This window comes from Bacillus sp. FF-1 (assembly GCF_028548245.1).
Lineage (GTDB): Bacteria > Bacillota > Bacilli > Bacillales > Bacillaceae_G > Bacillus_A > Bacillus_A paranthracis.
In genome coordinates this window covers 836,875-850,645 of record NZ_JAQQGG010000003.1, presented here as the reverse complement: position 1 = coordinate 850,645, position 13,771 = coordinate 836,875, and the positions used below count along the sequence as shown (strand labels likewise).

The following is a 13,771-nucleotide window of genomic DNA, read 5'->3' as shown; positions in this document are numbered from 1 at the left end:
TGAATTTCTTTGCTCATACAAAATAATTACATATGTTGGATAATAATGAAAGGTAATTGACAGATTTATTTCTACAGATGTTGTATGAAAATAGACGTAGTGATGGTACCTTCCATAAAGTTCTTTTTATATCTATTATACCAAATTAATAAATATAAGAGAGATGTTTATATATAAGAACAAATGATATATTCTTCATAAAATCTTAAGAAATCTCCTCAATTTTTGTTAAGAAACGATAGTTATACTTAGAAACAAGTTAAAAACTATTGAACGAATGGGGAGAGGTTTACATGCAGCTCATAACATTCTTACATGAATTTATTAAACATCCGAAACATACTGGTGCAGTTGCGCCAAGTTCAAAAATATTAGCAAAGAAAATGGTAGATGTAATTGATTTTAATAAAGCAAAATGCATTGTAGAGTTAGGGCCTGGTACAGGGGTTTTTACGAAGGAGATTATGAAGAGAAAAAAGAAGGGAACAATATTTCTTCTTATTGAAATAAATGAAGTGTTTTGCAAAGAGCTAAAGAGAAAGTTTAAAGATGAGCAGAACGTCATTGTTGTGCACGGTTCAGCTGAAAATATAAAGAAGTATATGGAAGAGTTTCATATAGAATGCGTGGATTATGTCTTATCGGGATTACCTTTTACCTCTTTACCAGAAGAAGTTTCAAAACGCATTTTAAATAATGTAATGGAAGCAATACATGAGAATGGGGAATTCATAACATTTCAATATTCACTTGTGAAAAAAGGATTTATACAGCATTTCTTTCCTCAAATTACATTAGAAAAAGTGTGGCTCAATTTCCCGCCAGCGTACGTCTTTAGCTGTAAAAAAGAGCTAAGGAGAGTATATGCATAATGGAATTGCATGAATTATTATCCTATATTGAGCAGTATGGTTATTGGGCGTTATTTTTCTGTTTATGGTTGGGTATTATCGGTATGCCAATTCCAGACGAAATGATTGTAATGAGTGGCGGATTTGTCTCTTCACTAGGGATATTAAGTATCATTCCTGCATTTTTATTAACATATTTAGGAGTTGTATCCGGACTTTCTTTAGGTTATATACTAGGGAAAATATTTGGTACAAAAGTACTTCATAAACTAATGAAAAAGAAAAAGGCAAAATATCTTTTGAAATCTCAACAAATGGTAGAGAAATATGGTCATTATGCGTTAGTTACAAGTTACTTCATACCAGTTGTAAGACATATTGTACCGTATGTAGTTGGAATGAATAACATGTCATTTCGGATATATGCTGTGTATTCCTATACGACAGGATTTGTTTGGACGCTCATTTATTTTGTGCTCGGTTCTTTATTCGGACAACATATTGAAAGAATTGTAGCAGTTGCGATAGAGTATGGTGTGTATTTTGGCGTAATTGTCGTTTTAATTGGCAGTTTGTTTTATGTAAAAAGAAGTGCAGTAGTGAGTAAGTAGCGGAGGCTGTTCCAAAATCCATTTTGGACAGCCTCTTCTATTGTTTATACGGTCAGCCGATATAATTTCATATATCGTGATGCCATATTACTCAACATTAAGAAAAAGTTAAGAAATCGTACGAGTTTTTATTAAGAAGCACTCTCTATACTTAGAAAAGTCTTATCGAAAAATATAATGAAAGGCGGAATATAAATGAAAAGATTTATTTTTGGATCATTACTTGTTATCGTCGCAGGAGCGACATATTTATTAAGTGGAAGTGCTACAGTAGATTCCATGAACCCGTTTCTTAAATTAGAATATCGTTATGCCGTAATTGATAACGATGGAAACGATTTAGGTGGAAATAAAGGCCGTGCATACACAGTGAACACATATGATAAGGATGGAAACGAAAAAGAGATAACAATTGATGGAGTGGATACATTGCAAAAAGGTTCATACTGGCATGTAATTACGAGAGGAAAGTCTGTGCACGATAAGGTACAAATAGAAGAAGAAATAATTCCTGACGGTGCAAAGGCAAAGTTAGGATTGTAAATATAAACCCGATTCTCGATGAGAGAATCGGGTTTGTTATTTTATGGTAAAATTTAAAGGGGAGAAGTGAGAGGAATGCTACTCATTGTTAGCCTTATTTTAATTGGAATCATGTGTAGTATGAGAATAGTATCATTACATATGATAGAACGAGAAAAGATAGAAGAACGATATGTATATTGTCCAAAATGTGATGCGAAAATTAGAAGAGGGAATGCTGCTCCTTTTTGTTCAAAATGTAATGTAATCTTTTAAAGAAGATAAAAAGGCCAAAACGAACATATTTCAGTTCGTTTTGGCCTTTTTTGAATGAAGAGTAATAACAACTTTCTATGTTCCACTCATAATTTCTACGGTTATCTCCGCAAAAATAGGTTTTTTTTATAAAATCATTTTATTTTGGAGCTACAGACGTTGAAACATAAAATTGTTACTTATTAGTATCTATAACACTTTAAAGTGCGTACTTTTTATTGTGTTGTAGATAAGACATAATTACATACGTGAGAGGGAAATGAGTAGTGTAGAACTAAAAAGCATATACGTTATTTTTCATAACTATCGTGCTTTAATCGGTCAGCCCTTGTCACATTAATTGATATTCATTCATCATTTTTAAATAGATTTTAGGAGGAGATTTTAAATGAAAGATTTATTAAAAGGTACACTTGGTTTTGGTACGGCACCACTAGGTAATATGTACCGTAATATTCCAGAGGAAGAAGCAATCGCAACAGTGGATGCTGCTTGGGATAATGGTGTTCGTTACTTTGATACAGCTCCACTGTATGGATCTGGTTTAGCAGAGATTCGTCTTGGTGAAGCACTATCGAAAAGAAATCGTGATGAGTACTTCTTAAGTACAAAAGTAGGTCGAATTATTTCAGATGAATTGGAAGATCCATCTACACGTGATTTAGGTGAAAAAGGCGGACTTTTCGAATTTGGTCGTAAAAATAAAATCATCAACGACTACAGTGCGGATGCAACTCTTCGTTCTATTGAAGATAGTTTAAAACGTTTAAAAACAGATCGTCTAGATTTTGTTTATATTCATGACGTAGCACAAGATTTTTATGGAGATGAGTGGATTTCACAATTTGAGATTGCTCGAACAGGAGCATTCCGTGCACTTACTCAATTGCGTGATGAAGGTGTAATTAAAGGCTGGGGCCTTGGAGTAAATAAAGTAGAAGCTATTGAACTTATGCTGGACTTAGAAGAACCAAAACCAAATGTATCTTTATTAGCTGGTCGCTATTCATTATTAGACCACGAGCGTGCGTTAGAACGCGTAATGCCTGCGGCTGTAAAAAACAATATGGACATTGTTGTTGGTGGACCATATAGCTCAGGTGTTCTTGCTGGAGGTACTCACTTTGAATACCAAAAAGCGTCACCAGAAATCATTGAAAAAGTTAATAAAATGAAAAACCTTGCCGATCGTCATGGAATCAGTATTAAAGCTGCTGCTTTACAGTTTTCACTGGCTAACCCAGCGGTTGCTGCTGTTATTCCAGGTGCAAGTAAACCGGAACGAATTGCAGAAGACCAAGCTGCATTGAAAACAGTGATTCCAGCAGCGTTCTGGGAAGAAATGCGTGAACAAAAATTAGTTGCAGTTAATGCACCACTACCAATTAACGTTAAATAAAAAGGAGAGTAATGAAAATGGCAAATACTATTACATCTATTGAAATTCCAGCTTCACCTGCCCAAGTATGGCAATTAATCGGAGGTTTTGATGCACTTCCAGATTGGTTACCATATATCCCTAGCAGTAAAGTAACGGAAGGTGGACGTGTACGTCATTTAGCTAATCCTGATGGCGATGCAATCGTAGAGCGCTTAGAAGCATTTAATGAGAAAGAACGTTACTACACATATTCAATTATGCAAGCACCATTCCCTGTGACGAATTATTTATCTACAATCCGTGTTAAAGAAGGTAAAGATGCTAACACATCATTAGTTGAATGGTCTGGTAGCTTCACTCCTGTAGCGGTTACTGATGAAGAGGCAATTAATCTATTCCATGGCATTTATAAAGATGGTTTAGAGGCGTTACAACAAACATATTTAGCTTAATCAATTTATTAAACATTTGAAAGTCTGCAGTGTAACAACTGCAGACTTTTTTGATTATGGAATTTCTTTTTAAGAAAATATTAAGAAACCCTAGCACTATTTGTTAAGAAAATGTATCTATACTGAATTCTGTTGCTTAAAGAGAACATCACGAATTATAACAGGAGGTACAAATAGATGAAAACAATGTTAGAAGCGAAAGGGATTTCGAAAATATATGATACGGGCGGTAATACGTTTGAAGCGTTGAAGGATATTCATTTACAGGTGAAAGAGGGAGAATTTGTTGGCATTATGGGACCGTCTGGTTCTGGTAAGACGACACTTTTGAATGTCCTTTCTACTATTGATACAGTTTCGAAGGGTGAGATTTTAATTGATGGAAAAGATATTGTGAAGATGAATGATGATGAATTGGCGTTATTCCGACGTAATCATTTAGGGTTTATTTTTCAAGATTATAACTTATTAGATACGTTAACGGTACGAGAAAATATTGCATTGCCACTTGCTTTGTCAAAAGTGAAGGCGAAAGAAGTAGAATCTCGCGTTGAGAAGATTGCGAAGAAGTTTGGAATAGATCATATTTTAAATCAGTATCCGTATGAAGTATCCGGTGGACAAAAACAACGCTGCGCAGCATCAAGGGCAATTGTAACAAGTCCAAGTATGATTTTTGGAGATGAGCCAACTGGTGCGCTTGATTCAAAGTCAGCGACGGATTTATTAGAAAGTATGAAGACATTAAATGAAAAAGATCTTGTAACGATTTTAATGGTAACGCATGATGCGTTTGCGGCAAGTTATTGTAAACGTGTTGTATTTATTAAAGATGGAAAGTTATATAAAGAATTACATCGTAAAGGGATGACACGAAAACAGTTCTTCCAGCAAATTATTGATATGATGTCTTCCATATCTGGAGGTGCGACAAATGAGCTTATCTAGCATTGCACTTCGTAATATAAAACGAAATTTTAAAGATTATTTTATATACTTTGCCTCTATGATTTTTAGCATCGTCATTTATTTTACGTTTAAGGCGTTGCAATACAATTCACAAATAAGTGAAGCTGGAGATAACATCGGACGAGGATTCCAGCTTGCGAGTGTTATGCTCATTATTTTCGTTGCGGTATTTATTATATATTCGAATGGTTTCTTTACACGAAAGCGTAAGAAGGAAATAGGTCTTTATTCTTTACTCGGTATTCGAAAGAAAGAAATAGGTAAAATGCTTTTTTATGAAAATATGTTAATGGGTTTATTATCGTTAGTAATCGGAATTGTAATTGGTAGCTTACTTTCAAAAGGATTCCTAAAGCTACTTGTAAATATGTTAGAGCTACATGTAAATGTTCATTTTGAAGTACCAATTGGAGCTATTATAGATACAGCAGTTATTTTTTGTTTCATTATTTTATATACGTCATTTAAAGGATACCGCGTTATTTATCAATTTAAGTTAATCGAGCTATTTCGTGCAGATAACGAAGGCGAAGTTATGCCAAAAGATTCTAAAATAATGGCTATCATTTCTTTATTATTAATTGGATCAGGTTATTTCTTTTCAGTAACGGCTATTAAAAATGCAAGCAGCGATAACTTTATGCCACTTGCGCTTTATATTGTATTAGCAACAGTACTTGGAACGTATTTATTATTTAGGTTCTTTACTGTTTTTGCATTAAAAAGAGCGCGAGATATAAAATCTTCATTTTATAATGGAATGAAAATGGTGACGACATCTCAATTACTATACCGCATTAAAGGAAATGCAAAATCGTTAGCGACAATTGCTGTATTAAGCGCAGTAACGTTAACAGCGGTTGGAATGTCTGTTACGATATATTACAACACATATATGCAGGCGAAGAAATATCACCCAGTTAGTTATTCATATGAAAAGAAAGATATAGAATTGGATCGTAAAGTGAGTGGGATTTTAAAAGAAGGAAAGAATGAAGTCATTCATCAATATGAATTAGAGACAGTAAAAGTAGTAGGAGAATACGATGATGGAACTTCATTACAATCAAGAACAACAGAACTTATCGCACAATCATCATTTAATAAAATTGCAAAATATTTAAATGAAGAAACTTTAGATTTAAAGAAGAACGAATTGTATGCATTTGATGGTATGTACAGTGAAGGTAAGAGAGATAGTGGGGTATATAAAAATCGAAAAGCTATATTCCAAATTGAAGAAGTAGCACCAGTACAAGTGAAAGATGTACAAGCAAAAAACATTACAAACTTATATGAACTTCTAGTTGTCGTTCCAGACGAAGTATATGAGCAAGCAAAGAAGACAATTGGCTCTCATACTGTAAAAAATATTGATGTGAAAGATGAAAGAAATAGTAAAGTATTAACGGAGAATTTAAAGAAAGTAATACCGGAAGAAGATGCAGAAGGTAAAGAACAATTCAGTGATTTCTATACTATTTTCCGTGATGGTATTGAGGTATCAGGTTTAATGATGTTTAGTGGTATGTTCTTAGGACTTGTATTTTTACTCGCAACAGGGTCTATCATTTACTTCAAGCAATTAACAGAAGCACATGCAGATCGTGAGCGTTACATCGTTCTTCGAAAACTAGGTGTCACGAAAAAAGAAATGAAAAGGGCAATCGCAAAACAAATGAGATTTATTTTCTTCATTCCTTTAGTAGTTGGCATATTACACACTTTATTTGCATTAACAGGATTAGCGACAGTACTTCCGTATGAAATTGCAGTTCCGTTGTTAATTAGCATCGGCGTGTATAGTGTTATTTATATTGGTTATTATTTGTTGACGGTTCGTGCTTATTTTGGGATCGTTAGTAAATAGAAAAGAGAGAAAGAGAGCATAGTGAAAATTATGTTCTCTTTCGCTTTTTATCATTATTTATTTTCTAAAATTCGTTCAACATCATGTACACTTAATTTACTTGCCTTAGCAATCGTCTCAAGTGGTATACCAAGATCATACATACTTTTAATCATTTGGATTTTTCCCTGTTGAACTCCTTCTTTTCGACCTTTTTCTATACCTTGTTCTATACCTTGCTCTATACCTTGTTCTATACCTTTTTCTAAGCCCTTTTCCATGCCTCTTTTCATACCTTCTGTCTCTGCGTGGGCGAATTTTGCTGCTTCATCCATTAAAACTTTCTCCCTTGCGTCATAGGCTTGTCGGAAAGAGGAATCTTGACTCATACGTTCCCATTTGTTTATTGCTTTTTGTAAAATAGGGTCTTGGTTCATAGCAATATCCTCCAATAGTTTAGTTAAGTGCTCATCCTCATTTGCTGAAAGCAATAAAAGCCAACGAGCAAATGGGTCTTTCCACGGATTTACTTTTTCTTCATGCCACTGTTCTGTTAACTTTGGAATTTCTACAATGTGAATTTCTATGTCATCACTCAAGAGTTTCTGTTGTTGTGTATTCCACAATGTGCCCTTTGTATGAAATTCTTTGTGATCTAAAAACATTATGAAGTTCAATAAATTAATGGTGATGGTTTTACGAAGTGCACTGTAGGGCATACCTTTTTGTAACTGGGATGTGTATAATTTTCCCCAATAATATAAACTGCGTTTCATCATATCGTGATTATTATTAAGCTGTATTTCTACATTTACTTTTTTTCCTGTGTCTAATGTTGCTGAAATATCTAGAATTGATAATTTATCATTTGCGTGTTCTCGGTGTAAATGTGGATCTTCTAATTGTAGAGAAGCAATAGGTGACTCTAAAGACTGTTGTAACATCGCGTTTAAAAAGGCAATGAGAATATCTTCACTACCATTCGTACCAAACAATTGTTTAAATGCAAAATCAATGCGTAAATTCACTAATTGTTGGTTGAACAAAGGTTGTCCTCTTCCTTATATGAAGGTGCTTCTTTTCTTAATTGTATCTAAAAATAACTAGAGGATGCAAATAGACCATTCTGCTATTTTTAAGTAGGATTATTATAATGTCAGAGGTAAGTATGGTTATGTTATACTCTAGTGAAATTGGGAAGTAGCGTATGAAACGGAAGAATGGAAACATGTTGAAGATGAAAAAGTAAGTGAAAATGAATTCTTCCAATCAGTAGCCGCTGCAATAGAGAAGAAAGATCCAAGTATTATTGTGAAGAAGGATGCTAATACCCACTGGAAAAATTGGGTGGAGTTTGATTACGAAAATTTATATTGAAATATCTTTGTAATAAAAAAGACGCGCTAAGATGTTAAAACTTTAGCTCGTCTTTTTGTATTACACAACCGCAGGATTATAAATCATCGTAAAGTGCCCTTGTAACAATTCAATATGACAAGGTGTATGAAGCGAACTTTCTCCATCTGTATCTACTTCTTTTTCTTCTTCTGTTTCGATATGAATGGATTTCGCTTTTACATGGAAGATGTCATTTGCATTTGAGTCTTCAAATAGTTTCTTTCCGATATAATCTTTAAATGCTTGAATACCTGTTGATTTGACTACGAAAATATCAAGTGTTCCGTCGTCGCATTTTACGTTCGGAATAAAGGACGGGATGCCGCCAAGATATTCACCGTTTCCAACCATGACAAGAACTGCTTCGTCTTCATATACTTGTCCGTCGTACGTAATTTTTACCGGGAATGTTTCAGCATTTTTTACAGTTCGGATTGTGCTTAAGTAGTAACCAATTTTACCAAGCTTTGCTTTCTCCTCTGCATCAATATTGTTTGATACTTCAGATACGAGTCCAATGCCCCAGAAGTTTAAGAAATGTTGTCCATTTGCTTTTGCAACGTCAACTGGTTTTACGTGTTCTTTTGTGATAAGTTTTGCTGCTTCTGCAATGTTTTGCGGAACGCCTAGTGTGCGAGAGAAGTCATTGCAAGTTCCGCCTGGAATGATCGCAAGTGTAGGTCTAGTTTCAAGAGGTGCTAAGCCGTTTGTGCATTCAAATACAGTGCCGTCACCACCAAAGACGATAATTAAATCTACTTTACTAGCAAACTCTTGGCAATATTTCGTTGCATCACCTTGCTTTTTCGTATGAAGGATATGTAAGTCAGGAAAAGCTGCGGCAAGAGGTGGTACGATTTTCGTTAAATTTGTATGTAAGTCGCCTTGTCCAGCTTTTGGATTTACGATGAGGAGTACTTTTTCAAATTTTGTCTTTGTCATTTTTCATCTCTCCCTGTTTTTTTGTAATGGAAAGAAGGAGCTGTTCCGATGTATTTCAGAACAGCTTCTTCCTATTAATAGGGCGCTAAGATTGTCGGTTATTGTCGGTAAGTCGATATATTGAAAAAATCGCCGATATAATTTGAGTTGCAGTCGATATATTTGAAAAATCGCCGATATAAATTTCATGTACTATCGATTTTTTAAGTTATATGATTATTCCGTTACAACCGAAGCAATAAATGGTAAGTTACGATATTTTTCTGCGCAGTCGATGCCGTAGCCAACGATAAATTCGTCTGGAATTTGGAAGCCAACATATTCAGCTTTTAAGTCCACTTTACGACGCTCAGGTTTATCAAGTAGCGTACAGAATTTTAACGCTTTTGGTTTATGCATAAAGAAGTGGTCTTTTAAGAAGTGAAGTGTTAAGCCAGAATCGATAATGTCTTCTACGACAATTACGTTTTTGCCAGTAATGTTTACATCGATATCTTTTAATAGTTTTACTTTGCCAGTTGTTTCTGTTTGATTTCCGTAGCTAGATGCAGAAATAAAGTCGATTGTTACATCGTTTTTAATGTGACGAATTAAATCAGCAGCAAATACGAAAGATCCTTTTAATACAGCGATTACTACAATTTCTTCTCCTTCAAAATCACGTTCGATTTGAAGTGCTAGTTCTTTTACTTTTTCTTGTAATTGTTCTTCAGAAATTAAAGTGTCTTTTATTTCAATATTCATTGGAGTCCTCCTACAGTGTAAAACTTGTGAACATTTCGACTGTAAAGGATAGAAAGGAAAAAGTCAAAGGAGATAGTAATTTTTTACAAAATACCGACAAAATCATCTGATGATATGATATACTAATTATATTAAGAAAACGCTTCCATAAAGGGTGATGATAATGAAGAAGAAACAGTACACAACTGTAACATTTATAAAAGCATTACTATTAACAATTGTTCTTGGATTGTTGGCTTATATAATTGATGTACCAGCGATTCGGATTTCACTAATTGGAATGACTTTAGTATTAGGCGCAATTTCTCATGGTATGATGTCGCAGCTACAAGAAGCTGGACTTGATGATATGAAAGATCATATAGATAAGAAATAAGAGACCTTCACATAGGCATAGTGAAGGTTTTTTTGTTTCTTACAAAAATGTAAGGTAGTTGTAAGGGAAATCGATAGTTGCATAGTAGTGTTTTGGATAAACTATGGGTGTAAGGTAAAAGGCAAGCATATTTTAGGTAAATTAAGTTTTAGGCACTCTATATGTGAAAAAGGAGTAGGAGGGCATGGAGAAACGTTGGACGACCTTTTCTTTTTTAGCAACTAGCAACACCGTAATGCTAGCTGGCGAGATGGATTTTTTGCACTTGTTTGATCGAGAAGACGATCATTCTTCTTCTAAATTTACAATGAAATGGAATAAATGGAGCGAAAGTTGTAGGTTGGAAGAAGAGGCCCCTAACGAAGCGCAAAAAATTATTTTGACAAACCCTATTAAAGCGTGGGTTGTTCAACGTCGTAAGTGTAACGTCAAAAATCACTTAAAGAAAACTGAGCCGAGACAATTAGTTATCGCTCCGGCCCGTTCTACTTCTAAATCACGCGAAAGTAACATGTAAATAATTGAGACACACACCCGAAAAGAGCATTGTATCATACAGTGCTCTTTTTCTTTTTTGCAAAAAAGTATTTTGTTTGAGGAAAAATTTGCTATGATTATGGAGGAATCTTACATTTTACATTTAGTATGAAAGTATGATCGTAATGAAATTTGAAAAGGTGCGTGTATGATGAAAAAATATAGTGTAATTGCAGTAGCGAGTTTGTTAGCGACAAATCTATTAACCTTTCCTTCTAGTTCGCTAGCGGAAATTGAAAATAAAACGAGAAATAGTATAGAAGCTTTTTCCTATATACAGAGCAATGAGAAAAGCGAACTGCAACAACAATTAGAAGCTGTAAAAGAACGACAAATAGAATTAGAAAAAAGAGAAGAAATTTTAAAACAGCAGAAAGAATTATTTGTTAAGGTAGATGAATTAAAACAGAAAAAAGACGAGTTACTGAAACAAGATGGTGAACATAAAGTACAACTGGAAGAAGTACAGCAGGAATTAGATGAGTTGAAAAAGCAGCAAGCAGAACTTGAAGGGAAGAACCCGTTACAAGTGAAGGATAATAATGAAGAGAAAAAAGCTGCTGAATTAAAAAAACAAGAAGAACTTGAAGAGAAGAATGCATTAGAAATAAAAGAAAATAATAGCCAAGAAGAAAAAAAACTTGAAGAATTAGAAGAACAAAAAAAGAAAGAAGAGCTAAAGAAGCAACAAGAGGAATTACGAAAACAGCAGGAAGAATTGAAGAAGCAACAGCTAGAATTGGAGCAGAAAACGAAACAAGAGCTTGAGTTAACACAGAAAGAAGAGCAGGCAAAACAAGAACTTGAATTAAAACAAAAAGAGGAACAAGCAAAACAAGAACTTGAATTAAAACAAAAAGAGGAACAAGCAAAACAAGAACTTGAATTAAAACAAAAAGAAGAACAGGCAAAACAAGAACTTGAGCTAAAACAAAAAGAGGAACAAACAAAACAAGAATTTGAATGGAAGCAAAAAGAAGAACAAGAAAAGAGAGAGACAGAATTAAAACAAGCTACCATTACAATGCAAGTAGCGCCGCAATCATTTCCTGACGTTCCAGGATGGGCACAAGAGTCTGTTTATTATTTAGTTCATAAAAAAGTTATTTCTGGGATGCCAGATGGAACATTTTCACCAAGTAAAGTATTAAGCAGAGCTGAAGCAGCAACAATTATGGCGAAAATTTTAGAATTAGAAGTTAAAGAGGGGGAGAAACCAACTTTTACAGACTCTCAAGATCATTGGGCAACTTCTTATATTGCTGCTGTGGAAAAGGCAGGAGTCATTAAAGGGGAAGGAAATGGGAAATTTAATCCGAATGGTCAAATGACAAGAGCTGCTATGGCAACGATGTTAGTACAAGCCTATCAACTAGAGAAAAAGGTTCATGAAGAATTATCAACATTATTTCCTGATGTAAAAGATCATTGGGGTGAGAAATTCATTAATATTTTAGTAAGCATGGGTATATCAAGTGGTGTTGATGGAGGACGTTGGCAGCCAGATAGATCCATTACACGTGCAGAGGCAGCACAGCTCGTCGCAGTTACAGATAAGTCTAAAGACAATGAATTGAAGATGAAGAAGATAAGCATTTCGAAAAAATTCTTTACGTATAATGGACCATCTTTATCATCTGGAATTTCAAAGGAATATGGCCCTAGGGAAGTAACAGTGTATGAAGAGCGAGATGGTGGCTGGATTAGAATTCATACGGATACTGGTTTTAAGTGGGTTTGTTTAGTTGAAAAGAAAGTGAATATGAATAAAAACTTTTTGACATATAATGAGGCATCCTTATCTTCAGGGATTTCAGGTGAGTATGCTCCGCAAAGTGTAACGGTTATTGAAGAAAGAGAAGGAAATTGGATTAAAGTTTATACGGCCTTAGGCTATAAGTGGGTCTGCTTAATAGACAAAAAAGTTCAGATTGATAGAGACTTTACTACTTATGATGCTCCTTTCAGGTCTGCGAATATACTAGATTATTATGGGCCTCAAGCAGTAACGGTTGTAGAGGAAAGAGGAACTTGGCTTCGTATACGTACATATGCAGGCTATCAATGGTTGGATACGAAAAAAGAAGCGAAGTATTTATCTAAAGTGTTCTTTGCTTATGATAGTCCAAGTTTTGTATCTCGTGTATCAGGAAGGTATGCACCACAGACAGTCGAGGTTTATGGTGAGAGAGACGGTGGTTGGATTCAAATTCAAACTAGTAATGGGTTAAAGTGGGTTAATGAAGGGAATATTAATCGTAGTCAAGTTATATTGAACGTACCGTCACTGTATCAATTCCCAGAATTGCATAATGGCTGTGAAGTCGTTTCTTTACAAATGCTTGTAGAACATCAAATTGGTCGCTCGTTAAATAAAGTAGCATTTGCTTTTGAAATGCCTTTTGATCAAACGAAATTAAAGAACTATAAAACATCATCACAAATTTGGGGAGATCCAGATGTAGGGTTTGTAGGTGATGTGACAGGAAATACGCCAGGATATTCTATTAATCCCGAACCACTAAAACGTTTGTTAGATAAATATGCAAGAGGAACGAATTTAACTGGAAATGATCTTTCTGTTTTAGAAGACTATGTGAGAAATGGAAAACCAGTAGTAACGTGGGTGACTGTCGCTTTAAATAATCCAAGACCAATTACAACGTGGAAAACACCAGGTGGAAAGACAATTTCTGCAAGAATGAATACGCATGCGGTTGTTTTAACAGGAGTGGATGATAATTACGTATACTATAATGATCCTTTCTATGGAACGAAAAATGTAAAAGTGAGTAAGAGCCGGTTTGCAAGTATTTATAATCAAATGGGCAAGAAGGCCTTAAGTGTAGATTAATTTTAAAAG

General features: G+C 34.5%; 14 protein-coding genes and 1 pseudogene. 12 read left to right on the top strand and 3 right to left on the bottom strand.

Going from position 1 to position 13,771, the window contains the following annotated elements:
- Positions 1-293: 293 nt before the first annotated feature.
- From PQF83_RS14960 to PQF83_RS14925, 8 genes are all read left to right on the top strand, one after another.
- Positions 294-872, top strand: coding sequence for a class I SAM-dependent methyltransferase (locus PQF83_RS14960; protein ID WP_001176078.1), 579 nt, complete (start codon positions 294-296; stop codon positions 870-872).
- Positions 872-1,462 carry a DedA family protein gene (locus tag PQF83_RS14955; protein WP_000418914.1) on the top strand — a complete coding sequence of 197 codons (591 nt, stop codon included), beginning with the start codon at positions 872-874 and terminating at the stop codon, positions 1,460-1,462. The genes PQF83_RS14960 and PQF83_RS14955 overlap by 1 nt, the downstream gene beginning before the upstream one ends.
- A gap of 195 nt (positions 1,463-1,657) precedes the next feature.
- Positions 1,658-2,005 (top strand): YxeA family protein, encoded by a 348-nt coding sequence (locus PQF83_RS14950; protein ID WP_000819359.1) that lies wholly within the window; start codon positions 1,658-1,660, stop codon positions 2,003-2,005.
- 75 nt (positions 2,006-2,080) lie between these two features.
- Positions 2,081-2,260: a hypothetical protein gene (locus PQF83_RS14945; protein WP_000924672.1), complete on the top strand. Its 180-nt coding sequence runs from the start codon at positions 2,081-2,083 to the stop codon at positions 2,258-2,260.
- A gap of 388 nt (positions 2,261-2,648) precedes the next feature.
- The gene (locus tag PQF83_RS14940) at positions 2,649-3,659 is read left to right on the top strand and encodes an aldo/keto reductase (RefSeq protein WP_000653985.1); all 1,011 of its coding nucleotides are present in this window, start codon (positions 2,649-2,651) and stop codon (positions 3,657-3,659) included.
- 17 nt (positions 3,660-3,676) lie between these two features.
- Positions 3,677-4,093 (top strand): SRPBCC family protein, encoded by a 417-nt coding sequence (locus tag PQF83_RS14935; RefSeq protein ID WP_000024113.1) that lies wholly within the window; start codon positions 3,677-3,679, stop codon positions 4,091-4,093.
- A gap of 177 nt (positions 4,094-4,270) precedes the next feature.
- A complete protein-coding gene (locus PQF83_RS14930; protein ID WP_000855631.1) occupies positions 4,271-5,041 on the top strand; it encodes an ABC transporter ATP-binding protein in 771 nt (256 codons plus the stop codon).
- Positions 5,028-6,932 (top strand): ABC transporter permease, encoded by a 1,905-nt coding sequence (locus tag PQF83_RS14925; protein WP_000059447.1) that lies wholly within the window; start codon positions 5,028-5,030, stop codon positions 6,930-6,932. The genes PQF83_RS14930 and PQF83_RS14925 overlap by 14 nt, the downstream gene beginning before the upstream one ends.
- Positions 6,933-6,985: 53 nt before the next feature.
- Here the strand turns inward: PQF83_RS14925 and PQF83_RS14920 are convergent, their stop codons facing one another.
- Entirely contained in the window at positions 6,986-7,957 is a 972-nt protein-coding gene (locus PQF83_RS14920) for an Rpn family recombination-promoting nuclease/putative transposase (protein WP_000483132.1), read from the bottom strand.
- A 145-nt stretch (positions 7,958-8,102) separates the two neighbouring features.
- On the opposite strand from PQF83_RS14920, the pseudogene PQF83_RS14915 reads away from it, so the two are divergent.
- Positions 8,103-8,288 (top strand): annotated as a pseudogene (locus tag PQF83_RS14915) (DUF7003 family protein); the annotation flags it as partial.
- A 60-nt stretch (positions 8,289-8,348) separates the two neighbouring features.
- Here the strand turns inward: PQF83_RS14915 and PQF83_RS14910 are convergent.
- Both PQF83_RS14910 and hpt read right to left on the bottom strand, forming a co-directional pair.
- Positions 8,349-9,251, bottom strand: coding sequence for a diacylglycerol/lipid kinase family protein (locus tag PQF83_RS14910; protein WP_000167903.1), 903 nt, complete (start codon positions 9,249-9,251; stop codon positions 8,349-8,351).
- A gap of 216 nt (positions 9,252-9,467) precedes the next feature.
- Positions 9,468-9,995, bottom strand: coding sequence for a hypoxanthine phosphoribosyltransferase (gene hpt, locus PQF83_RS14905; RefSeq protein WP_001019304.1), 528 nt, complete (start codon positions 9,993-9,995; stop codon positions 9,468-9,470).
- Positions 9,996-10,155: 160 nt separating this feature from the next.
- Here hpt and PQF83_RS14900 point away from each other — a divergent pair, with 160 nt between their 5' ends.
- The 3 genes from PQF83_RS14900 (at position 10,156) to PQF83_RS14890 (ending at position 13,762) form a co-directional block, all read left to right on the top strand.
- On the top strand, positions 10,156-10,371 hold the full coding sequence (locus PQF83_RS14900) for a hypothetical protein (protein ID WP_002156638.1): 216 nt from the start codon (positions 10,156-10,158) through the stop codon (positions 10,369-10,371).
- A gap of 184 nt (positions 10,372-10,555) precedes the next feature.
- Entirely contained in the window at positions 10,556-10,888 is a 333-nt protein-coding gene (locus PQF83_RS14895) for a hypothetical protein (RefSeq protein ID WP_000415597.1), read from the top strand.
- 168 nt (positions 10,889-11,056) lie between these two features.
- Positions 11,057-13,762, top strand: a complete 2,706-nt coding sequence (locus PQF83_RS14890) for an S-layer homology domain-containing protein (RefSeq protein ID WP_073536317.1) — start codon at positions 11,057-11,059, stop codon at positions 13,760-13,762.
- Positions 13,763-13,771: the final 9 nt, after the last annotated feature.